22 protein-coding genes are annotated in these 24,875 nt (G+C 37.1%); 15 read left to right on the top strand and 7 right to left on the bottom strand.

Annotation, left to right across the window (positions count from 1 at the left end; all coding sequences use genetic code 11):
* Nucleotides 1-72: 72 nt before the first annotated feature.
* The 12 genes from KNQ97_RS00865 (at nucleotide 73) to KNQ97_RS00810 (ending at nucleotide 13,292) form a co-directional block, all read left to right on the top strand.
* Nucleotides 73-2,391, top strand: coding sequence for a TonB-dependent receptor (locus KNQ97_RS00865; protein WP_253611675.1), 2,319 nt, complete (start codon nucleotides 73-75; stop codon nucleotides 2,389-2,391).
* 84 nt (nucleotides 2,392-2,475) lie between these two features.
* Nucleotides 2,476-2,769 (top strand): hypothetical protein, encoded by a 294-nt coding sequence (locus tag KNQ97_RS00860; RefSeq protein WP_000018790.1) that lies wholly within the window; start codon nucleotides 2,476-2,478, stop codon nucleotides 2,767-2,769.
* Nucleotides 2,770-4,293 (top strand): PepSY domain-containing protein, encoded by a 1,524-nt coding sequence (locus KNQ97_RS00855; RefSeq protein WP_253611674.1) that lies wholly within the window; start codon nucleotides 2,770-2,772, stop codon nucleotides 4,291-4,293.
* Complete coding sequence (locus KNQ97_RS00850) at nucleotides 4,290-4,628, top strand: hypothetical protein (RefSeq protein WP_000006584.1); 339 nt, start codon at nucleotides 4,290-4,292, stop codon at nucleotides 4,626-4,628. Before KNQ97_RS00855 ends, KNQ97_RS00850 begins: the two co-directional genes overlap by 4 nt.
* Before the next feature lie 135 nt (nucleotides 4,629-4,763).
* A complete protein-coding gene (locus KNQ97_RS00845; RefSeq protein WP_002047395.1) occupies nucleotides 4,764-5,384 on the top strand; it encodes a GNAT family N-acetyltransferase in 621 nt (206 codons plus the stop codon).
* Nucleotides 5,385-5,714: 330 nt separating this feature from the next.
* Nucleotides 5,715-7,862 carry a bifunctional mannitol-1-phosphate dehydrogenase/phosphatase gene (mtlD, locus tag KNQ97_RS00840; RefSeq protein ID WP_253611673.1) on the top strand — a complete coding sequence of 716 codons (2,148 nt, stop codon included), beginning with the start codon at nucleotides 5,715-5,717 and terminating at the stop codon, nucleotides 7,860-7,862.
* A gap of 104 nt (nucleotides 7,863-7,966) precedes the next feature.
* Entirely contained in the window at nucleotides 7,967-8,593 is a 627-nt protein-coding gene (locus KNQ97_RS00835; RefSeq protein ID WP_253611762.1) for a 2'-5' RNA ligase family protein, read from the top strand.
* On the top strand, nucleotides 8,581-9,099 hold the full coding sequence (gene cobU / locus KNQ97_RS00830; protein ID WP_000939710.1) for a bifunctional adenosylcobinamide kinase/adenosylcobinamide-phosphate guanylyltransferase: 519 nt from the start codon (nucleotides 8,581-8,583) through the stop codon (nucleotides 9,097-9,099). Before KNQ97_RS00835 ends, cobU begins: the two co-directional genes overlap by 13 nt.
* 2 nt (nucleotides 9,100-9,101) lie before the next feature.
* On the top strand, nucleotides 9,102-10,157 hold the full coding sequence (gene cobT / locus KNQ97_RS00825; RefSeq protein ID WP_114197542.1) for a nicotinate-nucleotide--dimethylbenzimidazole phosphoribosyltransferase: 1,056 nt from the start codon (nucleotides 9,102-9,104) through the stop codon (nucleotides 10,155-10,157).
* Entirely contained in the window at nucleotides 10,150-10,749 is a 600-nt protein-coding gene (locus KNQ97_RS00820; protein WP_049068207.1) for a histidine phosphatase family protein, read from the top strand. Before cobT ends, KNQ97_RS00820 begins: the two co-directional genes overlap by 8 nt.
* A 124-nt stretch (nucleotides 10,750-10,873) precedes the next feature.
* A complete protein-coding gene (locus KNQ97_RS00815; RefSeq protein WP_253611672.1) occupies nucleotides 10,874-12,442 on the top strand; it encodes a histidine-type phosphatase in 1,569 nt (522 codons plus the stop codon).
* Nucleotides 12,443-12,548: 106 nt separating this feature from the next.
* Complete coding sequence (locus KNQ97_RS00810) at nucleotides 12,549-13,292, top strand: adenosylcobinamide-GDP ribazoletransferase (protein WP_253611671.1); 744 nt, start codon at nucleotides 12,549-12,551, stop codon at nucleotides 13,290-13,292.
* A gap of 76 nt (nucleotides 13,293-13,368) precedes the next feature.
* On the opposite strand, the gene KNQ97_RS00805 is transcribed toward KNQ97_RS00810, so the two are convergent.
* The 6 genes from KNQ97_RS00805 to KNQ97_RS00780 form a co-directional block, all read right to left on the bottom strand.
* The gene (locus KNQ97_RS00805) at nucleotides 13,369-14,478 is read right to left on the bottom strand and encodes a 3-deoxy-7-phosphoheptulonate synthase (protein WP_000572397.1); all 1,110 of its coding nucleotides are present in this window, start codon (nucleotides 14,476-14,478) and stop codon (nucleotides 13,369-13,371) included.
* Between the two features lie 96 nt (nucleotides 14,479-14,574).
* Entirely contained in the window at nucleotides 14,575-15,462 is an 888-nt protein-coding gene (locus KNQ97_RS00800; RefSeq protein ID WP_000011873.1) for a sulfite exporter TauE/SafE family protein, read from the bottom strand.
* Nucleotides 15,463-15,594: 132 nt separating this feature from the next.
* Nucleotides 15,595-15,897 (bottom strand): hypothetical protein, encoded by a 303-nt coding sequence (locus tag KNQ97_RS00795; protein ID WP_020753114.1) that lies wholly within the window; start codon nucleotides 15,895-15,897, stop codon nucleotides 15,595-15,597.
* Nucleotides 15,894-17,450, bottom strand: a complete 1,557-nt coding sequence (locus tag KNQ97_RS00790) for a PepSY domain-containing protein (protein ID WP_199970579.1) — start codon at nucleotides 17,448-17,450, stop codon at nucleotides 15,894-15,896. Before KNQ97_RS00790 ends, KNQ97_RS00795 begins: the two co-directional genes overlap by 4 nt.
* Nucleotides 17,443-17,742 carry a hypothetical protein gene (locus KNQ97_RS00785; protein WP_000091759.1) on the bottom strand — a complete coding sequence of 100 codons (300 nt, stop codon included), beginning with the start codon at nucleotides 17,740-17,742 and terminating at the stop codon, nucleotides 17,443-17,445. Before KNQ97_RS00785 ends, KNQ97_RS00790 begins: the two co-directional genes overlap by 8 nt.
* A 61-nt stretch (nucleotides 17,743-17,803) precedes the next feature.
* A complete protein-coding gene (locus tag KNQ97_RS00780) occupies nucleotides 17,804-19,939 on the bottom strand; it encodes a TonB-dependent siderophore receptor (protein ID WP_253611670.1) in 2,136 nt (711 codons plus the stop codon).
* A 221-nt stretch (nucleotides 19,940-20,160) separates the two neighbouring features.
* Here KNQ97_RS00780 and lpxB point away from each other — a divergent pair, with 221 nt between their 5' ends.
* Nucleotides 20,161-21,336 carry a lipid-A-disaccharide synthase gene (gene lpxB / locus KNQ97_RS00775; protein WP_253611669.1) on the top strand — a complete coding sequence of 392 codons (1,176 nt, stop codon included), beginning with the start codon at nucleotides 20,161-20,163 and terminating at the stop codon, nucleotides 21,334-21,336.
* On the opposite strand, the gene KNQ97_RS00770 is transcribed toward lpxB, so the two are convergent.
* The gene (locus tag KNQ97_RS00770; RefSeq protein WP_000091623.1) at nucleotides 21,333-21,980 is read right to left on the bottom strand and encodes a CerR family C-terminal domain-containing protein; all 648 of its coding nucleotides are present in this window, start codon (nucleotides 21,978-21,980) and stop codon (nucleotides 21,333-21,335) included. The genes lpxB and KNQ97_RS00770 overlap by 4 nt on opposite strands.
* 118 nt (nucleotides 21,981-22,098) lie before the next feature.
* Between KNQ97_RS00770 and KNQ97_RS00765 the strand changes: the two genes are divergently transcribed.
* Nucleotides 22,099-23,121: an HlyD family efflux transporter periplasmic adaptor subunit gene (locus tag KNQ97_RS00765; protein WP_253611668.1), complete on the top strand. Its 1,023-nt coding sequence runs from the start codon at nucleotides 22,099-22,101 to the stop codon at nucleotides 23,119-23,121.
* Nucleotides 23,114-24,871 carry an ATP-binding cassette domain-containing protein gene (locus tag KNQ97_RS00760; protein ID WP_000567274.1) on the top strand — a complete coding sequence of 586 codons (1,758 nt, stop codon included), beginning with the start codon at nucleotides 23,114-23,116 and terminating at the stop codon, nucleotides 24,869-24,871. The genes KNQ97_RS00765 and KNQ97_RS00760 overlap by 8 nt, the downstream gene beginning before the upstream one ends.
* The last annotated feature ends 4 nt before the right edge of the window (nucleotides 24,872-24,875 follow it).

Genomic DNA, 24,875 nt, shown 5'->3' with positions numbered 1-24,875 from the left:
CATTAATGTTCGTATTTAGTATGATGTCATGCCTCTTGAAAAATCGTTGAGTAACATTTGGGCTAGGGAGAAATGGAAAAAATGAATGTAAACAATAAGATTGGGGTTAAAGCACGTAATCACATATGTTCAAAACAAGTACTTTTTAAGATGACACCTTGTTGTCTTGCCATATCGGCTATTTTTGCACAGCAGGCTTATGCAGAAACCGTAACTCAAACGGCTGAGGTAAGCGAAAATGCAACACAAAAACCAGTAACCCAATTGCAAAAGATTGTAGTAACTGCGACTCGTACACCAAAAAATATTGCAGAGATTGCAGGTACAGTTCAATCTATTGATCAGAAACAAATTATCCAGCAAGCTACGGCGGGTCGTAAAGTTGCTGATATTCTTGCTCAACTTGTACCATCTCTTGCATCAAGTAGTGGAACAACAAGTAATTATGGTCAGACAATGCGTGGACGAAACGTATTAGTCATGATCGATGGCGTTTCGCAAACAGGTTCTCGCGATGTTTCTCGTCAATTAAATAGTATTAGTCCCGGTATGATTGAACGCATTGAAGTAATTTCAGGTGCGACTAGTATTTATGGGTCAGGTGCTACTGGCGGTATTATTAATATTATTACTAAAAGAGCAGATACATCTAAACCACTTAGCTTTGAAACAAAAGTAGGCATTACATCTTCAGATACATTCCGTAGTGACGGCTTAGCTTATGAAGTCGGACAATCTGTCTCATTTAATAAAGGCAATATGGATGGTTTCTTAGGAGCTAATTTTACAAGTAGAGGGTCTCAATTTGATGGAAATGGCGATAGAATTTCCTTAAGCCCTTGGCAAGGTAGTACGATGGACACTGATACTATCGATGTAAATGGGCGTTTAAATTTCAATTTAAATGATACTCAGACATTGAGCTTTGGTGCCCAGTATTATAAAGATAAGCAGGATACTGACTACGGACCGGATTACTCTTATTTACCGACAACCTCTAAGAGTAATGATGCTACAACGCCAACTTATAAGGCAATTAAAGGTTTAAAGCTTAGTAATCCATTATTTACCGAGCGTTATACTGTTAATTCACAGTATCAAAATCAAGACTTTTTAGGCCAAATACTAAATGTTGAAGCATATTATAGAAATGAAAAATCACGTTTCTTCCCATATGGCCTATCAAATAAATCCGTGACTTCTGTAAACCAGTCTCAATCAGAAATTGAAGTAGCTGGATTACGTTCAACTATGCAAACCGATCTTAATATTGCCAATCGGGATATGAAAATAACCTATGGCCTTGATTATGATTGGGAAAAAGATAAGCAATTTGTTGATATTTTAGCAACTCAATATCCTTATTTAGTGTATACGCCAACAGGCCAACGTAAAGGTTATGGACCAAACACTGAAATTCAAAATATTGGAGCATTTGTTCAAAGCGATTATGCAGTTACGGATAAATTGAACTTGCAAGCAGGTATTCGTTATCAATATATTCAAGCGGATACTGATGCTTATATTCCTAGCCGAGAGACAACAATGGTTCCGGCAGGATCAACACATGATGATAAGCCGTTATTTAATTTAGGTGCAGTTTATAAACTTACAGATGCACAACAGCTATATGCTAATTTCTCTCAGGGCTTCAGTTTCCCCGACGTACAACGTATGTTGCGCGACGTTTCTACTTATACCGTTTCAACAGCAAATCTACAGCCAATTACAGTAAATAGTTATGAACTAGGTTGGCGTTTGAATCAGGATGATGGCTTAAATCTGGGATTGACTGGTTTTTACAATACTTCGGATAAAACTGTCCAATTCAACAATCGTGCAGCAAAGGTTGTAGATACAGATCAAAGAGTATACGGGGCGGAAGCAACTATTAGTTATCCATTTATGGAAAATTATAAGGTCGGTGGCACTTTAGGATATACCCGTGGTCAGTATAAAGACGTGGCGAATAAATGGCATGAATTAAACTCATTTACGGTTGCTCCAGTGAAAGGAACCCTTTTTGCTGAATGGGATAATAATGAAGGGTATGGTGTTCGTGTTCAGATGCAAGCTATTAAAGGAACAAATAAAGCTTATAAAGATGACCGTGAATTAGCCGCATTTGCAACAACTCAAGATGAAGCTTTCAGAAAAGCTGTAGAGAATGACGCAAATAGTGCTGCGCAAATCAAAGGTTATACCACTATGGATGTATTAGCACATTTCCCGGCTTGGAAAGGTCGTGTAGATTTTGGCGTCTATAATGTGTGGAACCGTCAGTATCGAACAGTATTTGCTCAGCAAGCAGCCGTCTCTAATGCTAATCCATTGTTAGCAATCCCTGCAGAAGGCCGTACTTATGGTTTAAGTTATACTTTTAACTATTAATGCAACTAACGAAAGAGATGCCTGTATAGAGCAGGTATTTCTTTCAATCAAATCTGGCATATTTAAATTTTTAAGGCCATTTAAATGAGTCATCTAAAAAAACAAGAAAATTTTAATTTTACCTATAGCAGGATCTTTTTTATCTGTTTAGCCGCTTATTGCTACAGTTCATGGCTCAGCCTTGTTTTGGCCAAATGGTTACCTTTTGCTAAAGCAGAGAATGTTTATTTTTCGGTATTTATCAGTTTTATCTTTTTTATTTTTTATATTGTCTTTACGAGTTCCATTTTATCAAAACTATGGTTTTGGATGATCAATAGCTTAGGCGTAGCGTTACTAGTGAGCTATTGGCTATTAGCTAAATGGGGAGTGGCTTAAATGAATTTTCGTCAAATTCAGGCAATACTACATAGTTGGTTTGGAATTATTGTCCTTTGGGTTATCTTTTTCATTTTTTTTACGGGCTCTATTGCTTATTTTCGGACGGAAATTAATGTTTGGGCACAGCCAGAAGCAATCAGCCATATTCAAACAATCCCTTCTGCACAACATTCTGCGCAAACTGCGTTTAACTATCTCAACCAACATGCACCAAATGCTAAAAGGTGGCGAGTCACAGTAGCCAATGAGCGGATGCCTGTGAACCTACTTCAATGGCAGGATAAAGAGGGGAAACATCAAGAGTTACAAAACCCTAATACTGGAGAGCTATTGGGGCCTGTACGGAAGACTTTGGGTGGAGATTTCTTTTTCAAACTACATTACACGCTTTATCCTTTGCCAAGTACGTTCGGTAGTTTAGTTGTAGCAGTTGTTGCCTTAATTCTATTAATTAGTTTAATCACTGGTGTGATTACGCATAAGAAAATTATTAAAGAGTTTTTTACATTTAGGGCTTTTAAAGGACAGCGTTCTTTATTAGATCTTCATCACATAACAGGAGTTATCACTTTTCCTTTTTATTTGGTGATGGCCTTTACTGGACTGTTGATTTTATTTTATCTAGTTTTACCATGGGGGTTATCGGAACAATATGGTAAAGCTGGTATACCTAAGTTCTATAATGAAATGCAGTTTACTGAGGTGGCAAAACCTCGAGAACCTTCCTTAACAGAAGCGATGCAACCTTTTAATCAATTCATGGCACAAATGCCTAAGCGAACAGAATCTGGAGCTATTTTAGATAAATTTGAAGTTCAAAAGCCTAATACAGCCGATGGCATGATTACATTTGACTATAACTATAAAAATATTATTACCTTAAATACTCCTCAATATATTTTTGCAACAAATACGGCTGAACGGCTCAATCAGCCACGAAATTTAAGTGCAATTGCACAATTAGGTTCATCAAGTTATGGGATTCATTTAGGTTACTTTGCTTCTATCTGGATGCGTTTTATTTTGGCTTGTTTAGGAATAATAGGATGCGTCATGTTGGTTGCAGGCGCATTACTATGGCAAAAAAAGCGCATCAAAGAACAAAAGAAATTTGGATATAGATTAGTACAGCATTTGAACTTTTTTACTTTCTTAGGGCTGCCTTTTGCCTCAGCCTTTTATTTAATGGTTGGTCGGATTATACCTGCTTCATTTGAGCCGAGGGAGCTATACGAGGTTTCAACATTTTATATAGCATGGCTATTAAGCTTATTGATTAGCTTTAGCTGCTCAATAAGGAAGGGAATAATCATCATGCTATATAGTACGGCTGCTGTTTTATTGCTTATTCCAGTTATTAGTGTCGTTCTGGTACCAGAAGCCTCTTTATTAAATAGTTTAAAGTCTGTGCATTGGTCTCTTGCCAGTGTTGATCTGGCGCTCATACCGCTCGGGCTATTCTATTTAATAGTACTACGCTTCTACCAAACCAAATTTATTATGTTAGGAGAGGCTAAATGAGCTTTGCATCATTATTTTGGGCTATTGCTGCCATGATGCAAGCATGCATGCTCAGCCAATTTGGTCAGAAAAAGCTTCAATATAGCTGGCTTAAAAGTACATCTAGACGAATTTTATATGGAACAACCATATTATTTTTGCTTAGTTCATTATTTTTGAATTGCTCCTTTGAAGGAAGCTCAGTAGGAGTCTTATCATGGTTTTTTGCCATCATCACAACCGCTTTCTTTTTGCAAATTATTGTTTTTTATTTTTTTAGAAAATATTTTATTCCTATTTGGTTAATGGTAATCGTCGTTGCAATTATTTTCTCGATTGTTGAGTGGGTACCTTAAATATTAGTAGGGGGAAAACTGAATTTTTTGTCCATGATTTATGCAATAAAAAAAATAGTAAAAATAAGCTTGCATCTTAAATAAAAATGATTATCATTATCAATTATAGGTTATGTCATAGCAAGGACCGTTATAATGCTTACGCTTTCACAAAAGCTCCCAGATTATTTTGAATATATTGAAAATGATGTTAGCTACTCATTACGTCAGGTTCAGTATCCTCAAGATATACCACTATTACACCGCTGGATGCATGAGCCACACGTTATTCCTCAGTGGCAATTAAATAAAAGCGAAATAGAACTCAAAGTTTATTTTGAAAAAATGCTAGCTGATGATCATCAACGTTTAATGATTGTAGGAATCAATGGTCAAGACGTGGGTTATGCCGAAATTTATGAAGGGAAGCGTGATCGCCTAGCTCGTTATTATAAAGGTGAAGACAATGATTTAGGTTGGCATTTACTATTTGGGGAGAAATCTGCTTTTGGTCAAGGCTTTTTGCGCCCAACAATTCGTTTATTGAATTTCTATATTTTTGAAAATTCCCCAACAAATAGAATTGTAGGAGAGCCAGATCATACAGTGAAGCCTTATGCGGCTGTAGTAGAAGACATGTGCTATGAAGAGCAGGGCTTAATTCCAATGCCGGAAAAAACGGCAATGTTGTATTACTGTTTCCGTAAAAAGTTCTATGACAGATTTTTTGAGTTATACCAGGCATCGCAACAAAAATTACAGCAAAAAGCGAGTTAATTTCTGGTATGGGTAGACCTGCAAGACATAATAAAAACAATGCAGGTTTGTTTAGCAGTAAATGGACCTAAGAAAAATAAACATGATCAGCGCATAAAAAGAAGAAGCAAAAGTAGCAAGCGAGGAAGGCTTGCTACTTTTGTGTTTAAACTCAGTTTCAGAATTATCTATATTGTTCAACCTTTTTGAGTGATTAACTCTTCTCAGTAACAGATTACTTATATTTTTGATTAAAAAATAGCCACTAATGTTTCATTTATTATCATCCTGCCTTTTTTAGCAATTTTTTGTATACCCTGAATAAAACATGATCAAAAAAGAGGTAAAAACGTGCTTATTTTTCATGGAAAACCTGTTCATGGAGCTATCTTCGATATGGATGGGACAATGTTTGATACTGAACGGTTGCGGTTTCAAACATTGCAACAGGCATCTCAAGAACTCATTGGGCAGGAGTTTTCACACGAATATTTAATGCAATGTTTGGGGTTAAGTGCGACTACAGCGGAAAAGCTTGCACAACGTTTATACGGAGTAGATGTTCCATATAAGGAAATTCGAAAACGTGCCGATGAGATGGAACTAGAACATATTCGAAAACACGGCGTACCTATTAAAAAAGGTTTGGTTCAAGTTCTAGAGCGTTTAAGAAAATCTGGTTTAAGAATGGCGGTGGCTACTTCAAGCCGTAGAGCAATTGCTGAAGAATATTTAATTAATGCAAATGTTTATAAATTTTTTGATGTCATTACTTGTGGGGATGAAGTAGAACAAGGGAAGCCACATCCAGAAATCTTTTTAAAAGCGGCTAGTCAACTTCATTTAGACGCTAACCAGTGTCTTATGTTTGAAGATTCGGAAAATGGTTTAACTTCAGCACATACATCGAAAGGTTTAACGATTTTATTAAAAGATATTAAAGAACCCAATGATGAAATGCTGGAAAAAGCGCATTTTTATTATGACCAGATGTACGACTTTTTAACTGATCTTAACCAATTTATTCCCGTTATGGATATGCCAGAGATACAGGAACCTTTTCCGCAAAGTCTGAATCAGCTTACTGTTGGAATACATGGTTTCGGTGCTATTGGCGGTGGTTATATAGCGCAGATCTTGTCGCATTGGGATGGTTATACGAAACCAAAACGTATAATTGCGTCAACACGAAATAGTCTTTTCCGCGAAGCTGTAAATGCGTTTGGAACCTATAGTATTCGCTATGGGCAATTTTCTTATGATGAACGTATTGAGAATATGACCATTGTTGATTCTGACAATGAACAACAAATGTTAGAGATGTATACTCATTCAAGTTTGATTGCATTATGTTTGCCTGAGCAAGCGATCGAATCTGAATCAAAGATAATTGCAAAAGGGTTATATGCGCGTTTTAATTCGCAACTTGAAACATGTATAGAACCTTTAACCTTTCTAATTATTTTAAATAAGGTTGGTGCGAAATATTTGGTTATGAAGCATCTTAAAGAAGCTCTACTAGAGTTAACCAACGATGAAGATGTAACCGAGCATATTTTAAAAGAGCATTACTTTTGCGACACCGTAGTTAATCGCATGGTTTCAAAACTTTCTAATCAGAATTTATATCGTCAACTTCGTATTAAACATAATTTTCTTGAACAGCATTTAGAAGATGTGGAGCAAGAAGACCAAATTGAAATTGAAGACTGTAATAAACTGAATCAAGATCAACTAAATCAGGCTTCTGTCTATGTTGATAACATGCGCCGTAATTTCCAGCCGGGACATATCTTACAAAGCATGGATTTAATCTTGTTCCATAGTGAAACTGATATGCCAATCTATGTAGAGAAAGGCAGTCCTTTACTTGAAAAGTTGCGTCAGGTGGTATTGGTTGACCAAATTACTGACATTCAACTCATTAAAAATCGTTTATGGAATGGTGTACATGCGATGCTTGCTTGGTATGCATCTTTAATGGGTTATGAATCTATTGGTGTTGCCATGGGTGATCATTCAGTTAAAGCATTTGCAGAGAACTTAATTGCAGAAGTGAAGCAGGGACTTGCTATTGTATTACCTAACTATGCAAAAGATCTGGATCGAATGTCACAAAGTTTTCTAGACTCATGTGAATATGCATTTAAAGATCCTTGTCAACGCGTAGCTAGAGATCCACTACGCAAACTCAATCATAATGAACGTGTCATGGCTTCAATTGCTGTGAATATTCGTCATGATTTGCCTTATAAAAACTTATTAAAAGGCGCTGCTTTAGGTTATGCCTATGCGATTCAATTTTTAGAAATTGAAGAGACTAAAGCTGTTGAACATCTGCAGCAGCAAATTCAGAACCTAGACTTGAGTACAACTCAAAGAAGACAGTTTGAAGCTGAATTGGTTCAACTTATCCAATATTTGTTTTCTGAACAAGGTAAACAACCTTTGGACATTAAGCTGAACAATACCAAAACTACATCAAATCAATATGTTTGAGTTTGCTTATTGAATTAACCTCAACAATTGAAAGGCAAACATGTTTTAATACAAAACTTGAATGATTTTGAATTAAAACTGTGCTATTAAAACCCTCTACACTCATGGTGCCAACACCTATACGGGATTATCCCGAATGGCACCTTGGGCGTCAAAATTACGCATTGTGGTATCTAGAAATTAATGATCAGAAATTAGTTCATTATCTAGATCAATTGCGTGCGCATTTTTCAGAATATCTAGTAGAACCTAATCACCGTCAATATCATGTCACGCTGTTTATATGTGGATTCTTGACCCATGAAAATAAAGTTCATGATGATGACTTTTGTTTTAGTGGCCTTGTGCAGCAAAGGGAAATTTTAAGAAAAGAAGATATTGCACCATTTCAATTAAAAATTGGTTCAGTTGATAGCTTTAGTAGTGCTTTATTTGTAGAAGTCCAAGACACCGAAAATAACTTATCTCTCATACGGCAAAAATTAGGTATAGTTTCTAATGAAATTGCCGCTTTAGATTATTGCCCGCACATTACATTGGGTTTGTATAAGAAAGACTATAGTAGTAATTTGATTTTACAAAAAATTTCTCAATTACCTGTACAATACACACAGGCTGAATTTGATCTTAAAGTTGAGCATTTAAGCTTTGGCTATTATCAAGCTCAAATTTTACAAGGTCAGCTGTATCCGTATCAGCATTTGTTTTTAGGTGATTCATGTTGCAATTGATTTTAGGTGGTGCCCGTTCGGGCAAAAGCCGATTGGCTGAACAAACGGCCATATCTATGCAATTAGCTGTCACTTATGTGGCTACGGCGCAAGCGCTTGATCCAGAAATGCAAAGCCGAATCGTCCATCATCAAAATCAGCGTCCTGCTCACTGGTCTTTGGTTGAAGAACCATTATTTTTAGCAAAAACTCTGCAAGAAATTGATCGACCTAACCAAATTATTCTGGTGGATTGTTTAACACTTTGGCTAACCAATTTGTTACTTTTAGAAGATCAAAACATTCAACAATTTGAGTGTGAGCAGCTGTTAAAAGTTTTACCCACACTCGAGTCAGAAATTATTTTAGTAAGTAATGAAACGGGGTTAGGCGTTGTGCCACTCGGTGAGATCAGTCGTCGGTTTGTCGATGAAGCAGGCAGACTACATCAAGCTCTAGGGCAAATTGCAAATAAGGTTGTGTTTTGTGTGGCTGGTTTTCCAATGATTTTAAAAGGTGAGAAATAAAAATGAACTGGTGGTTACAATCTGTGCAGCAACCTAATTTAGATACAAAACAACAAGCTGAGCAACATCAACTCCAACTTACCAAACCTACAGGTGCTTTAGGGGATCTAGAGCAGATTGCAATCACACTTGCCAGTTTACAGTCAAATACGCATCCACAAGTTAACCATCCATGGATCACAATTTTTGCAGGTGATCATGGCGTAGTTGAAGAAAATATCTCTGCATATCCCCAAGCTGTTACCCGTCAAATGTTGCAAAACTTCACAACTGGCGGTGCGGCAATTAGTGTCATTGCCAAATATCATCAAGCTCATTTGCAAGTGATTGACTGCGGTACAGCAGGCGAAGCATACGAATATGCAGGTGTTGAACGTCATTGTATTCGTGCCGGCACAGCAAATTTTGCCAAACAAGCTGCAATGAATCTAGATGAATGTCGTGCTGCCTTAGAGTTAGGGAAAAAAAGTGTAGATACTGCTAAAGCGAATGGAGCAGATATTTATATTGCGGGTGAAATGGGGATTGGAAATACCTGTTCTGCCTCTGCTTTAGCATGCCTTTTATTAAATGATACTGCCGAGCAATTGACTGGAGTAGGTACAGGAATTGGTGCTGATCAGTTAAGACATAAAATTGAAGTAATTGAAAAAGCAATTGAACTTCATCACAAACATGTCATTGGTGATGTCTTCAAAACACTTTGTGCTGTAGGTGGTTTGGAAATTGCGGCAATTGTCGGTGCTTATATCCGCTGTGCGCAAGTGGGTTTACCTGTGATTGTAGACGGTTTTATTAGTTCTGTAGCCGCTTTATGTGCTGTGCGGATGAATCTTCAAGTGCGTGGCTGGATGCTTTTTGGCCATCAATCGGCTGAATATGGACACCGCCGTATTTTACAAGAACTCAATGCTGAGCCGATTTTAAATATGAATTTGCGTTTAGGTGAAGGTAGTGGTGCTGGCGCTGCTTTGGCATTGGTTAAAATGGCCTGCGCTTTACATAACCAAATGGCTACCTTCGCTCAAGCGGCTGTAAGCGGGAATAAAATTGGCTAAATTTAGGATTGATTTGCTCAGACATGGCGAAAGCCAGTATAGCCATACTTTACGTGGCCATTTAGATGATGAGTTAACAGCAAAAGGTTGGCAGCAAATGCAGTCAACCATTGAGCAAGTTACAGACCAGACATGGGATGTCATTGTAAGTTCTTCATTAAAACGTTGTGCTTGTTTTGCCGAGCAACTGGCCAAAACAGCAGAACTCCCTTTACTTGTAAATCATGACTTAAAAGAAATGTATTTTGGTGAATGGGAAGGCGTCTCAACTCAGCAAATTTATGAAACCTCACCCGAATTATTGGCAAACTTTTGGCAAAAACCAAGTCAATATTGTCCACCTCGCGCAGAAACATTAAACCAGTTTCAAACAAGAGTTCTTAAAGGTTTTCAGGATTTGCTGGGGTATATGCAAAAGCAAAACTTACAGCATGCTTTAGTTGTTACTCATGGCGGTGTGATTAAGCTATTGGCTTGTTTAGCCAGACAACAGCCTCTAGATGACTTACTTAAAATGCCGGCAGAGCTTGGAAAATTATATTCACTCGAATTTTCTGAAACAGATGGTCAAGTAACTTTTAAGTTAAGATAGTAGTTTTATATTTTTATACACTTGTAAGTTATTATTTTTAAAATGTTATTTTAGCCTGTGTAATAGAACTGTCATTGCTAGTATCTAAGCTATTGGCATTTCTTATTAATCACACATCTGGCTTATGAATATTTTATTTAAAACAACTGTGCTTGCAGCATCATTATTGCTCGCGGCTTGTAATAACAATGATGATCAAGAAGCTCAAACTACGCCATCCACAAACCTATCAAAATATTATCAAACCAAAACGCCTTACCAACCTCAACAAGACTTAAAAAGCTATGAACAAGCGCCGACTGGGTTCCAGCCAGTTTTTACAGAGTTAGTGGCACGTCACGGTTCGAGAGGTTTATCAAGTCTGAAATATGATTTAGCACTTTATAATTTATGGAAACAGGCGAAAGCTGAAAATGCCTTAACACCATTAGGTGAGCAATTAGGTGCTGATTTAGAAGCAATGATGAAAGCGAATATTTTGTTAGGTTATGGTGTTGAAGGGATCCGTCAGTACGGTTATGGAAATGAAACCATGACTGGTATTTTAGAACACCGCGGTATTGCCGATCGATTATTACAGCGCTTACCAACTCTTTTAAATGCTCAGGCGTCTATATTGGTACAAAGTTCTGGAGTAGACCGTGCGGTAGATAGTGCTAAATTTTTCACTGCTGAACTCATTAAACAACAACCCCAACTGAAAGATAAAATTGTTCCATTGTCTTATACCAATTTATCGAGTGAAAGCGTGCCAAGTATTGAAGATGGTGGCGTTGATCGTTTTAAACTTTATTTTCATAGTTTGAATGCAGACGAAGACTTAGCTCAACCACTGAGTGTTAGCCAACAAAAAATTTATGATGCAAGTCAGGCTTATCAAGATTTTGAAGAAAATAATAAAGATTTAGCTCAAAAGTTAGATGAGTTAACAAAAAATACTCAGGCTGAAAAAACTGCCCAAATGGTACTCAGCCCGATTTTTAAAGCTGACTTCATTAAAAAGCTCGGTACCACTGGTTATAGCTTTAGCAATACCGGATCATTTACAGTAACTTCGCCGAAAGGTGAGAAAATTACAGAAAAAGGTAAGGGGAAAAATACAATTGCCAGCGCAGTTGATGCAGCGGCTTATATTTATGAACTCTATTCAATTTCTGGTGGTATGAAAGATGAGTTAAAAGGTATTGATTTTGATAAATATATGCCTTCTGAAGCCGCAAAATTTTATGCTGAATTTAATGATGCCAATGATTTTTACGAAAAAGGTCCAAGCTTTACAGAATCAAATCAAGTCACCAGTGAAATCGCCCAAGGACTTAAACAAGACCTGTTCCAACAAGTTGATGCTGTTGTGAATAAAGCCCAACCTTATAAAGCAGTTTTACGGTTTGCCCATGCTGAAATTATTATTCCTCTGGCAACTAGCTTAGATTTGCATAATATGATGCAGCCGTTACCACTACGCCAGACTTATAATTACTCGACAAGTGCATGGCGTGGTGAAGTAGTTTCACCTATGGCGGCAAATGTACAGTGGGATATTTACCAAAATAACCAAGGCTCTACTTTGGTAAAAATGCTTTATAACGAAAAAGAAACTTTATTTAAACCTGCATGTAATTATGCACGTTATACACCAACCAGTTTTTACTATGACTACATCAAATTGAAACAGTGCTATCAAATGCAATAGATTTTCAGTTTTTGAAGTCTTTAATGGGAATAGGGATTGCTATTCCCATTTTTATTTCTTCATAATTCAATTTGTTTTTAAATATAGACCAGTTAGAGACTTGGATATGACACCTTTTTGGATAGCATTGCAATTTTTAACTGTTCTGCCTATTGAACTAAAAACAATACCAACGGCGCAACAAAATGGTCGAGCTATTCTGTTTTATCCTCTAGTTGGTCTGATTATTGGGAGCATACTTTTTCTTGTTACCTGTCTTTTTGTTAAATTACCCGCTCTTTTACTTGCGGCAATCGTACTCGCTTTATGGATTTGGCTGACAGGTGGATTGCATTTAGATGGGCTAGCAGATACTGCCGATGCGTGGGTAGGTGGTTTTGGAGATAAACTACGTACTTTACAAATCATGAAAGATCCAAGTTGTGGTCCAATTGGAGTTCTCAGCTTAGTTATCATATGTTTGCTCAAATTTGCACTGATTTATGTATTAATTGAACAGCATCAATCTTTATTTTTAATATGCATTCCTATCCTTGGGCGTGTGGTGCCATCTATTTTGTTTTTAACTACACCATATGTCCGCGAAAAAGGCTTAGGCCGTTCTTTGACAGACTATTTACCCAAAACTGCTTCATGGATAATAACTGGGTTCGTTCTGCTATTACCTTTGTATTGGGAGTGGCAAGGGCTTATTGCCGTCATTAGTTTTTTAATCAGTCTTGTTTATTTAAGACATGTGTTTATAAAAAGGATTGGCGGTATTACAGGGGATACCGTCGGAGCAGCGATTGAAATAGGTGAAACTGTACTGATTTTTACTTTTGTCGTAAGTTATTTTTATTTAGTTTGATGTTAAATTCCACCTCAATAAAATAAAAAAGCCCTCAAAAAATGAGGGCTTAATTTTTCAATCTTAAAAAGATGAATTAGCGGTTTGGTAAAACTTCTTTTAAAGCTTCATGCATTTCAAGCAAGGTCTTTTCAGTAGTTTCCCAGTCAATACAACCATCAGTTACTGATTTACCATATTCAAGGTCACAAAGATTGTCAGGAATATCTTGGCGACCACCTTTTAGATGACTTTCAACCATAATACCTACAATTGACTTATTGCCGTCTAAAATCTGTTCAGTAATGTTTTTAAGAACAAGCGGCTGTAAGTACGGGTCTTTATTCGAGTTAGCGTGGCTTGCATCAATCATAATTTTGTTGCTCACTTTTGCTTTCGCTAAAGCGTTTTCTGCTTCTGCAACAGAGCCAGCATCGTAGTTTGGTTTACCATTACCGCCACGCAATACCACATGTGCGTAAGGGTTACCTTTTGTATTAATGATTGAAACCTGACCGTCTTCATTTAAGCCTAAGAAACTATGGCCATATTTAACAGACTGCATGGCATTGGTTGCGACAGTTAAACCGCCGTCTGTACCATTTTTAAAACCGACTGGTGAAGATAGACCAGAAGACATTTCACGGTGAGTTTGACTTTCGGTTGTACGTGCACCAATCGCAGACCATGAAATTAAGTCTTGATAGTACTGTGGTGAGTTAGGGTCGAGTGCTTCAGTTGCGCATGGTAAACCTTTTTCATTTAATTCAAGCAACAGCTTCCGACCAATACGTAAACCTTTTTCGATGTTAAATGAGTCATTCATATCTGGGTCATTGATTAGACCTTTCCAACCAATTGTTGTACGTGGTTTTTCAAAATAAACACGCATAACTAGATATAGAGTATCTTTAACCTTTTCGCTTAGCGCTTTTAAGCGATCAGCATATTCGTGAGCAGCTTTTGGATCATGAATAGAGCAAGGACCGATAACGACAAACAAACGTTTATCTGAACCATCTAAAATATTACGAATAGTTTCGCGGCCTTTTAGAACAGTTTGTGAAGCAACATCAGATAACGGAAGTTCTGATTTAAGCTCAGCTGGTGTTACAAGAGTTTGGATGCTTTTAATGTTAACGTCGTCGATATCTGGCTTGGAAACGGAATTTGAATGTGTAGTCATTGCTGTCACTGGTTCGATCATACTAAAGGTTGTTTTGTGTACTGAATATACCATGAAATAATTATGAAAATACTACATCTCATGGCAATTCAGTTTGGAAAAATCCCATTGATTTTACTATCTTTCGGTCGAGTTGCCTGTTTTTTCAGCAACTACTGCTTGTTGTTGTACCACAGCTGCTTTTGGTTTGGCTTTGACTGGGTGGACCATAAAGTTAACACCAAGAGCAAATAGTGTAATACCCAAAATTTTACGGATTAAACGTTCCGGCATACGTGAGCTAATTAATGTGCCAATAATAATTGCCGGAATAGAACCTACCAACAACCACATAAGTAGCATAAAGTCGACGTTACCGGCACTCATATGTCCAAGACCTGCGACTAGGGTCAAGAGTACGGCGTGTACGACATCGGAACCAATAATACGAATCATTGGTAAGTTAGGGAACATGATTACAAGTGCCATAATTCCAAAGGCACCAGCGCCGACTGATGATAGTGTTACGAATACACCCAAAATAATACCCATAATCACAATATAGGTACGCTTATTTTGAACAGCTAATTGCTCATTTTCAGTTTGAGTATTCTCTTTATTTCGGAATTTATTAAAGAACTTTTCAATCCGAGTACGGAAAATGATGGAAACACCAGTTAAGGTCAACATAAAGCCTAATACCATGGTTAATACAGCTTTATAATGAGTTGACTGACTTAAATAATGCTCAAGTACCCACGCAGTACCAAAAGATGCAGGAATACTGCCGACGGCTAGCCATAAAACAATCGGCCACACGATATTAAGTTTTTTTGCGTGAACCATCGATCCACAGAACTTAGAGATCGCGGCGTAAAGTAGATCAGTACCAATTGCGATATGCGGTTCAATCCTAAAAAGACCAATTAAAATTGGTGTCATTAATGATCCACCACCAACTCCTGTAATACCTACACAGAAGCCAACTAACATACCCGCTAAGATAAATTCAAAAGCACCAGACATCTTTATCGCCACTTATCACGAAACGCAGATATCTTATTCCTTTTAGAGATAAACAGTTGTCATGAATAATGATTTACTTATGCAAAAAAAAGCTAAGCAATCAAAATCATGCTTAGCTTGAGGAAATTTTATTCAAATTGATGACTTAGATGAAGTTTTTGCTGGCTTGAGTGGGTTAAGCCAAAGTATCAGTAAAAAGGTTAGGGGTGTTGCAAAGATCCACCAACTGACAAAACCAATTGAAAAACCATATTTCTTGATGAGAATAAACCCGCTCAACGCAAATAATAAAAAGGCCAATATCCTCAACAATGAATAATATTTTTGAGCTAAAGGTTTGAAATGACCAGTTGATTTCAGTGAGCGATATTTTTCAGTCGATATGAATAGTAAATACATGCCTAGTAAAGTCAGGATAAACACAAAGAACATCATGAATTCACCTCAATATTTAACTTACTCAGCTTTTTTTGAATTTTATTTGAAGCTTTATGTTGAATAGGCTTAATTTTAAGAAATATAAAAAAGGCTAAAGCTGCAAATAACCAGAAAAATATATCTATACGTGCGAAATCCCAATAAACACTAAAGTTTTGAATATAATTGTTTTTTAGTAAATAACTTATATTCAAGACAGGGAGTGCAATACTAAGCAGAATAAAAATACCTAGCTGAGTTTGCCATAAATATTGTTTTTTAGTGATGAGCGCAATAATAAAGCTCATGAGCCACACGAAGAAGAAACTATAAATTTCATAATTAACAGTGGTGGCCGTGACAGTAAACAATCGATTCGCATACAAATAAGCAAGAGTTGCACAAGGCAAACCTACAAAGGTAGCAACATTTAAACGGTCAACTAAATAGTGCCCGAAATGAAACTTACTATTTTTATTTTGAAGTTGACGTTTAAGGCTCCAAAGCAACAAGCCAGAGGCAATCATCACACACCCTAAAATGCCAGAGAAAAACAATCCTAAGCGAAGTAGAGGCTGAGCAAAAGTTGCCATATGGAGGCCATATACTCCTGCATAAAGTGTGGCAATAGGACTATGATTACGTGTATCACCCAAGACTTTAGCATTTGTAGCATCTAATGTGATTTGTGCTTGATTACGGGTAATAGAATGGTCTTCTTGCTGAATAAACGTAATTTGAGCCTGATTCGTATTTGGATTTTTAACACTAATAGTTGCTAAAGTTTGATTTCCCCAACGCTGTTTAAGTTGAGCTAATAGCTTTTCAACTGGTAAATTCTGTGCAGAATGCGGTGTTGTACTTTCTGTGACTGTTTTTGTACGTATATCATTGAAATATTGATATGGATTCTCTGGATAGAGTTTTTGCATTCCCCAAGGCAAATATAGATAGAAGAAAATAGCCAAGCCAGTAAAAGTAACTGTTAAAAAGAAGGGCAGTGCAATAACAGATGAAACATTATGAAAATCTAACCATGAGCGCTGCGATTTAAAGGTACGCAAGGTAAAAAAATCGGTGAAGATTTTTTTATGAGTAATAATGCCTGAGATTAAGGCAATCAACATAATAAAAGCTGCTAAAGATACGACCAACCGCCCAATTAATATCGGGACACCAAAAAGTTGATAATGGAAACGGTAGAAAAAGTCACCGCCTTCAGTCGCAGAAAGTTTTAATTCTTGACCAGTGTTTGCATCGAGGGTTGCATTTCCATAACTACCATCTGGTTTTTCCCAATACATCGTATTTACCGGACTTTCAGGTGTAGCAACAGTTAAATACCAAGATTTAGCATCTGAAGCATGTTTTTGTAAGTATTGATATGCCGTTTTAATTGCCACATCTTGTTTTATTTCAAATTGTGCAAGGGGTGGTTGCATCCACAAATTAATTTCATGGCGGTAATAAGACAAGCTTCCCATTAAAAAAATAGCAAATACGAGCCATCCAAAAATTAAACCAGTCCACGAGTGGAGCCATGCCATAGATTGACGTATACCTTTATGCATAACCTACCGTCCGTGTCACAATAAAGAAAAGGGCAAATAGTGCGATTGATAAAATGGTCAGTCGCAATAATGATTGGATGCAGAAACCAACAATCACGAAAAATACATAAAACAAAATAGAAATAAAGGCCGCCAAATAGATAGCTTCTGGTTTGTCTAAGTTCAAATGGAAAATTTCAGTTAGTCCAAGACTTAAGTACGCCATACAGGCATAACCCATACCGAAAACAATTAAGAATCGATAGAAAACTTTTATGCGATATAACATCGGAAGATTTAAAGTTCTGGACATATTTACTGACACATAAAAAATAAAAAGAAAGCCAACCCCAAAATTGGGATTGGCTACGCTATTAATATTTAAACTTTACAGCAACTGTATAGTTGGCTGGGGCACCATAAAAAGCCTGCCCATCTGGGAAACTATTTAAATATTTCTTGTCAAAAATATTATTACCATTTGCTTGAATCGTAATATGATCATTGACTTCATAGCTTGCCATTAAATTGACTAAAGCATATGCATCTTGTTTGATCGTACCGTTTACATTTGAGTCATATAACTTTATCCCATCTTGCCACTGTAAACCTGCACCAACTTTAAGCTTAGGTAAAACTGGCGGAGTATAGGTAGTTAGCAAGTTAAGTGTCTGGTTTGGATTGTATGTTCTTGCTTCGCCACCATTTTTAGTGTCTTTAATACTAAATTGAGCATAGCCGAAAGAAAGATTTACGTTATCAGTAATTTGACCTGATAGACCGACTTCTACACCTTGCGATTCTAGATCACTCGTTGGTACTTTTCGGTTAAGTGGGTTTCCATCCGAGTTACGTAAAGGGTAATTGTTTTGTTCAGTTTTAAATACTGAAAGTGTGCCTGTTAAACGGTCATCTAGCCATGAGCTTTTTACACCCATTTCATAGCTTTTACCCTCAATAGGTTTTAAAGCTTGATTGGTATCTTTATCAATACCAGTTTGTGGACGGAAAATAGAGGTATAACTCATGTAACCCGTATATTCAGGTGTAAAATTATAGGTTAATCCGACATATGGAGAAACTTTACTCTCACTATATGACATGGGTGAACCATAACTTTCGCCTTTACTTTCAGCTTGTACATAATTTGCACCAAGTAAAAGTTTTAAATCTTCATTAAGATGTAAGCGTGTCGCGGCATAAATTGAGTTAATATTTTGTTTATAGTTAGCCGCTTCTGTGAAATCTGACCAAGTTATAGATTGCGGTGTCCAACTTGCCCAATCGGTAGTAGTTGACTTTATAACATTACTATCGTTAATCGTTCCTGTAGATTGTTTATCTTGTTGATGATTACGTACATAGCTGTAGCCTAGAGTTGCTTCATGTTCTCGGTTAAATAGCTTATAGGTCCCTTCGAGATTAAAATCTACAGCATGTTTTTCTTGATGTTCTTGTCCACCCCAAGGCGTTAGAGAAACACCGGACCCATCAGCTTTTGGGTAACCATAGTAATAGAGAAGACGGCTATTATGCTTCGTATCAAGATAGTTGTAAGTCAGCTTAGCATTCCATTGATCATTAATTTTTTGTTTTAATTCAACAAAAGCATTTTGTGTCTCATTATCCCAGTGTGCCCAGTCAGGGTTAGGGTTATATGAGCGATCATATGAAATTTGTTTACCGTTGGCATCTAATAAAGGTAGTGCACCCCAGTTATTTGCATTAGGTTTATTTTGTTCTTGGCTATAACCTGCGGTAAGTAAAGTGCTATCTGTTAAATCGGCTTCAACAATACCAGCAAAGCCGTTTTTTTCCGCAGAATATCGGTCTAGGTAAGAATCACCAGTTTGTTCATAGCCCATAATACGGCCACGTACTTTTCCACTTGGTAGAATTGAGCCAGATACGTCAGCTTCATAGCGCTGCGTATCCCATGAACCGTAACTTACACCACCGCTTGCTTGAAATTCTTGGGTTGGACGTTTTCGAATATTATTGATGGTTGCACTCGGATCGCCAAAGGCATTAGTTAACGAGTCAGCTCCTTTAACTACTTCTACACGATCATAAAAGTAAGTATCAGGATTCGTATTATTATAGTTATAACCTGAAAGAGGGAAGCCTACGCCATCCGTTAAGATATTTGAAATCTCAAAACCACGAGCCATATAAGTGGTTCGCTCAGTTTCTTGATTAGAGACTGTTACACCAGGGGTATTTCTTAAAACATCACGAGTACTGGTAAGGCCAAAATCTTCAATTTGCTGACGAGTAACGACATTAATGGTTTGGGGTGTTTCCTTAGCCTCAATATTAAGCTTGGTTGCACTACTTGAGTTTTTAACATTATATGCCTTGGTCTGTTCAGAAGACTGCTCTGCATCTGATGCTTTGACTTGAATCGTTTGCAAAGCTTGTACCTGTGCATCTTGGGCATAGGTGAGGTTGGCATAACAAATCGCGCAGGCGATTACAGACAACTTAAATGGTCGAGGTGGGATATTCATAAGATTAAAGATAATGTAAATAATTCTCATTTATTTTATTGTTTGTAAATGTAAGCTACAATTCAAATAACATTGTTAATTTAGATTAAAAGATAGTGCATGAATGTAATTTTAGATAGTGATGTGCTAGGGCTAGGTTTAGCTGGGATTGATTAGGTAAGTTCAAGATTAATAAGTCTCTATGCTAGAATGCGTTATTTCAAATTCTTGGGTAAATCGCCTTGGCAAACCGAAAACTTAAAATAGGCATTGTAGTTGGAGAAGTTTCTGGAGATACGCTCGGCGTAAAACTCATGCGTAGTTTTCGTGAGCAGGGAATCGATGCCGAATTTGAGGGAATCGGTGGCCCTCAAATGATTGCGGAAGGTTTTAACAATTATTACCCAATGGAAACTCTGTCTGTGATGGGCATTGTTGAGGTATTAAAAGACTTAAAAAAACTATTCGCCGTACGTGATGGCTTAATTAATCAATGGACTCAGCATCCAGTTGATATTTTTATTGGTATTGATGCACCAGACTTTAACCTCAGACTTTCGAAAAGTATCAAAGAAAAGAATCTTCCAATAAAAACAGTTCAATATGTGAGTCCATCAGTTTGGGCATGGCGCCAAGGGCGAGTACATGGCATCAAACAAAGTATAGATTTAGTACTTTGCTTATTTCCTTTTGAAAAAGTTTTTTATGAACAATATGAAGTTCCAGCGGCATTTGTAGGCCATCCATTAGCTAAACAATTACCGCTTGAGAACCCTATTCAAATTGCTAAACAAGAATTGGGTGTTGATGAAAATCAAAAACATATTGCTTTGTTGCCTGGTAGCCGCAAGGGTGAAGTAGAAAGGCTTCTTCCTATGCTATTGGGGGCAGCCAATATTTTGCATACAAAATATCCAGATATTCAGTTTTTAATTCCGGCAATTAATGATGCGCGCAAACAGCAGATTGAGCAGGGGATTGAACAATTAGCACCGCAGTTAAAAGCAAAAATTCATATTTTAGAAAATACGGATAGCGAATCGAAAATTGGTCGTATGGCCATGAACGCGAGTGACATTATTGCCTTAGCATCTGGAACGGCGACATTAGAAGCCATGCTCATGCATAGACCAATGGTCACTTTCTATAAACTGCATTGGTTAACTTATTTAATTGCTAAATTCTTGGTGAAAATACCTTATTACTCTTTGCCAAATATCATCGCGGGTAAAAAAGTAATTGAAGAGCTGATTCAGGCAGATACAACACCTGAAAATTTAGCGGCTGAAATAGAAAAACTAATGAATGTAGAAACCGCTCAAATTCAAGTAATGCAACATTTAACTATGCATAAACAGCTTATTTCTGGAAATACAGAAGATCCGGTTCAAGCCATTTTGCAATGTTTGAATAGCTAATTTTTAAGATTTGATTGGCTAATTGCTTTTAATCCAGCTAATGAAAATTTTTTAAAGTGTTCAACTAAATCATGTAATGGCATCTGAGCAATATTTTTAAGTGGCTCAGGTGCTTGAGCATTAGGCCCGGCAATAATAAGCATCATGCACGGGGTCATCACGCTTAAAATACAAGGTAAAACGGCCGGATCATTTTCATCTAAGTTCGCCACTTGACTAATCAACTTTCGAATAAGAAAAAATTTTCTCATTCCAGTTAATTCAATAAAACTTAATAAATGCTCAGACGGTGAAAACAGTTCGCGAATAAAAACTTTGCCATGCCAAACATCTTTTTCCGTCAACTTATGTAATAAAGTTTCAAGTAATAAACTCAATTTTTCTTCGGGAGAGTAAGTACTTTCAACAAGTTCTAGTAAGTATTGTTCATCTAGATAATGGGCATGAGCTTCCATTAACACTGCTTGGTATAGCCCATCTCGGCCATCAAAGTGATAATTAATTGCTGCTAAATCGACATTTGCTACTTTGGCAATTGTTTTGTTTGCTGTTTTTGCAAAACCATATTGGGCGATTAAGGGTCCTGCTGCCTCAATAATTTTAGTCTTTGTCAAATCACCATCACTTCGTCTAGATCTGGACATGTTTAAACCTAATTTTATTTCATCATAAAAGTATATCTTTTATTCAAAGATTAAGGTAATTTAAATTTAAATTGAATTTAAACTATGTAAATTTGAATTTAATAAGAAGGCCAAAAAGATGAATAAAAAAGTGATTGCCGGCATTTTAGTTGTTATAGCTGTAGTTGCCATCGGCTTTTGGGTATGGGGATATAATCATAAAAAACAATTAGATAATGATGTATTAACTTTATATGGAAATGTGGATATCCGCCAAGTTTCACTTGCATTTGAACAGTCTGGCCGTATTCAGAAACTTTTAGTTCAAGAGGGCGATAAAGTTCAAGCAGGTCAAGTACTGGCGACTCTTAATACCAATGCATTACAAATTCAGGCAAAGCAAGCTCAAGCACAACTTAAAGCTCAACAAGAGGCAATTGTTAAACAAGAGGTTGGAGCTCGTCCTGAAGAAATCACCCAAGCAAAAGCTCAACTTGCGTCTGCCCAAGCTGAGCTTGATAAAACCAATAAAAACTTGCAACGCTTACAAGTTTTGGTAAGCAGTACGGATGGTCGAGCAATTAGCCAACAAGAACTCGACTATGCCAAAAGTAATCAACATAGTGCTGAGGCAGCGGTCCGTGAAAGACAAGCCAATTTAGAATTATTAATTAAAGGTGCACGAAAAGAAGATCGTGAAGCAACCAGGGCACAATATGAAGTGACTAAGGCTAATTTAGATTTAATTAATTATAACCTTACTCAAGCAGAACTAAGGTCTCCTGTAAATGCAGTGGTACGAGCTCGGTTGCAAGAAGTTGGCGACATGACAACTGCTCAAAAGGCCGTTTATACATTAGCCTTGACCAATCCAAAATGGATTCGTGTGTATGTAAATGAACAAGATTTAAGTTCAATTAAAATGGGAGGCACGGCTCAAGTTATTCGTGATGCTTATCCCAATCAGCCTATTAATGGAAAAATTGGCTATATATCTTCAGTGGCTGAGTTCACACCTAAAACAGTACAGACAGAAGAGATTAGAACAACACTTGTTTACGAAGTTCGGGTGTATGTAAATGATCCGAATGATCAATTAAAAATGGGTCAACCTGTGACAGTAAAAGTCCCACTTGCTTTCAGTGAGAAAACCCATGATTGATAGTAAAGCAGTGGTTCAAGCCCATAATTTATTCATGAATTTTAAAGCTGAAAATAAAAAGTCAGCAGATATTAGTGCAATTATTGATTTGAATATGCAAATCAAAAAAGGAGAGCTTACCGCTTTAGTCGGTCCAGATGGTGCGGGTAAAACAACTTTATTAAGGTTAATTGCAGGACTATATAAAGCGAGTTCAGGTTCTCTTCATGTGCTCGGGTTTGATATTGAAAAACATCCTCAAGTTGTCCAAGACCGTATTAGTTATATGCCACAACGTTTTGGACTCTATGAAGACTTAAGTGTACAAGAGAATCTAAATTTATATGCCGACTTACACGGCGTTCCAAAAAATGTACGTAACCAAAGATTTAAACGTTTATTGGAAATAACGGATCTTACTCAGTTTACTCAACGTCTAGCAGGGCAACTTTCTGGTGGAATGAAGCAAAAGCTAGGATTGGCATGTACTCTAGTTCGTTCCCCAGAGTTACTGTTGCTCGATGAACCTAGTGTTGGAGTAGACCCTTTATCACGACGGGATTTATGGATCATTATTGAACAACTTGTTCAGGAAGAAAATTTAAGCGTAATTATGAGTACCGCTTATATGGATGAAGCAGAAAAGTGTGCTTACGTGTATATCATGCATGAAGGCAAAATTTTAAGACAAGGTTCACCTGAACAATTAAAAGCGTTAGTACATGAGCAAACATGGCAAATAAAACCTTCAGAGCAGATTAAGACTCGGATTGTACAAGCCCAGTTGCTTGGAAATTCTGGAGAGATTATTGATGCAGTGCCAAGAGGAGAGCAAGTAAACTTTATTAGTCGCCAAAAAGAACTATCAATAGATATTTTACCTCTGGGATTAGCCGCAAATAGGCGACCACCTGAACTCGAAGATGCTTTTATGATGTTGTTACAACAAAATCAAAAACAACAAATCTCTATTTCTGAGCAGGCTTTTCGATCCGAACAAAACAATAATTCGCAATCCGACCAAGCGGTCATTGTAGTTAAAGATTTAGTCAGAACTTTTGGAGATTTTACTGCTGTTGCCAATACGTCATTTACTGTACAGCGTGGAGAGATCTTTGGGTTACTGGGGCCAAATGGAGCTGGTAAAACCACGACATTTCGCATGTTATGTGGGTTACTACCGGCAAGTAGCGGTTACCTAGAAGTTGCAGGTAAAAACTTACGGACGGCCCGTGCTGAAGCAAGAGCTAAAGTAGGCTACGTCTCTCAAAAATTTGCACTGTATAGCAATTTAACTGTGTTGGAAAACTTAAAGTTTTTTGGTGGAGCCTATGGTTTATCGGGCAAAAAACTAGATCAACAAATTGATAAAGCTTTACAGCAATATGATTTAAAGCCGCAAATTAAAAGTGGTGATTTACCTGGTGGTTATAAACAGCGCTTATCTATGGCGGCTGCATTATTACATGAACCAGAAATTTTATTTTTAGACGAACCTACGAGTGGAATAGACCCGCTTGCACGGCGTTCATTTTGGTACAGCATTGGTAAACTCGCAAATCAAGGCATTACCATCATTATTACCACCCATTTTATGGAGGAAGCAGAATATTGTGACCGCATTGCCATACAAGATGCAGGAAAGTTATTAGCCCTAGGTTCTCCTCAACAGGTCCGCGAATTGGCAAGTAAAGATAAACATATTGTTGATATGAATGAGGCTTTTATTGCAATTGTGGAACAAGCACGTGCATTAAGGCATGCGGGTTAGGAGA

The sequence above is a fragment of the Acinetobacter sp. UC24323 genome, assembly GCF_024151445.1.
GTDB lineage: Bacteria > Pseudomonadota > Gammaproteobacteria > Pseudomonadales > Moraxellaceae > Acinetobacter > Acinetobacter baumannii.
The sequence above is the reverse complement of the archived record's forward strand: the minus strand, read 5'-3'. Positions and strand labels throughout refer to the sequence as shown.

What these genes read in the sequence shown, in the direction of transcription:
- KNQ97_RS00865 (WP_253611675.1), top strand. Translation starts at nt 73, where the DNA reads ATGGAAAAAATGAATGTAAACAATAAGATTGGGGTTAAAGCACGTAAT.
- KNQ97_RS00860 (WP_000018790.1), top strand. Translation starts at nt 2,476, where the DNA reads ATGAGTCATCTAAAAAAACAAGAAAATTTTAATTTTACCTATAGCAGG.
- KNQ97_RS00855 (WP_253611674.1), top strand. Translation starts at nt 2,770, where the DNA reads ATGAATTTTCGTCAAATTCAGGCAATACTACATAGTTGGTTTGGAATT.
- KNQ97_RS00850 (WP_000006584.1), top strand. Translation starts at nt 4,290, where the DNA reads ATGAGCTTTGCATCATTATTTTGGGCTATTGCTGCCATGATGCAAGCA.
- KNQ97_RS00845 (WP_002047395.1), top strand. Translation starts at nt 4,764, where the DNA reads ATGCTTACGCTTTCACAAAAGCTCCCAGATTATTTTGAATATATTGAA.
- KNQ97_RS00835 (WP_253611762.1), top strand. Translation starts at nt 7,967, where the DNA reads ATGGTGCCAACACCTATACGGGATTATCCCGAATGGCACCTTGGGCGT.
- cobU (WP_000939710.1), top strand. Translation starts at nt 8,581, where the DNA reads ATGTTGCAATTGATTTTAGGTGGTGCCCGTTCGGGCAAAAGCCGATTG.
- cobT (WP_114197542.1), top strand. Translation starts at nt 9,102, where the DNA reads ATGAACTGGTGGTTACAATCTGTGCAGCAACCTAATTTAGATACAAAA.
- KNQ97_RS00815 (WP_253611672.1), top strand. Translation starts at nt 10,874, where the DNA reads ATGAATATTTTATTTAAAACAACTGTGCTTGCAGCATCATTATTGCTC.
- KNQ97_RS00810 (WP_253611671.1), top strand. Translation starts at nt 12,549, where the DNA reads ATGACACCTTTTTGGATAGCATTGCAATTTTTAACTGTTCTGCCTATT.
- KNQ97_RS00805 (WP_000572397.1), bottom strand. Translation starts at nt 14,478, where the DNA reads ATGATCGAACCAGTGACAGCAATGACTACACATTCAAATTCCGTTTCC.
- KNQ97_RS00800 (WP_000011873.1), bottom strand. Translation starts at nt 15,462, where the DNA reads ATGTCTGGTGCTTTTGAATTTATCTTAGCGGGTATGTTAGTTGGCTTC.
- KNQ97_RS00795 (WP_020753114.1), bottom strand. Translation starts at nt 15,897, where the DNA reads ATGATGTTCTTTGTGTTTATCCTGACTTTACTAGGCATGTATTTACTA.
- KNQ97_RS00790 (WP_199970579.1), bottom strand. Translation starts at nt 17,450, where the DNA reads ATGCATAAAGGTATACGTCAATCTATGGCATGGCTCCACTCGTGGACT.
- KNQ97_RS00785 (WP_000091759.1), bottom strand. Translation starts at nt 17,742, where the DNA reads ATGTCCAGAACTTTAAATCTTCCGATGTTATATCGCATAAAAGTTTTC.
- KNQ97_RS00780 (WP_253611670.1), bottom strand. Translation starts at nt 19,939, where the DNA reads ATGAATATCCCACCTCGACCATTTAAGTTGTCTGTAATCGCCTGCGCG.
- KNQ97_RS00770 (WP_000091623.1), bottom strand. Translation starts at nt 21,980, where the DNA reads ATGTCCAGATCTAGACGAAGTGATGGTGATTTGACAAAGACTAAAATT.
- KNQ97_RS00765 (WP_253611668.1), top strand. Translation starts at nt 22,099, where the DNA reads ATGAATAAAAAAGTGATTGCCGGCATTTTAGTTGTTATAGCTGTAGTT.
- KNQ97_RS00760 (WP_000567274.1), top strand. Translation starts at nt 23,114, where the DNA reads ATGATTGATAGTAAAGCAGTGGTTCAAGCCCATAATTTATTCATGAAT.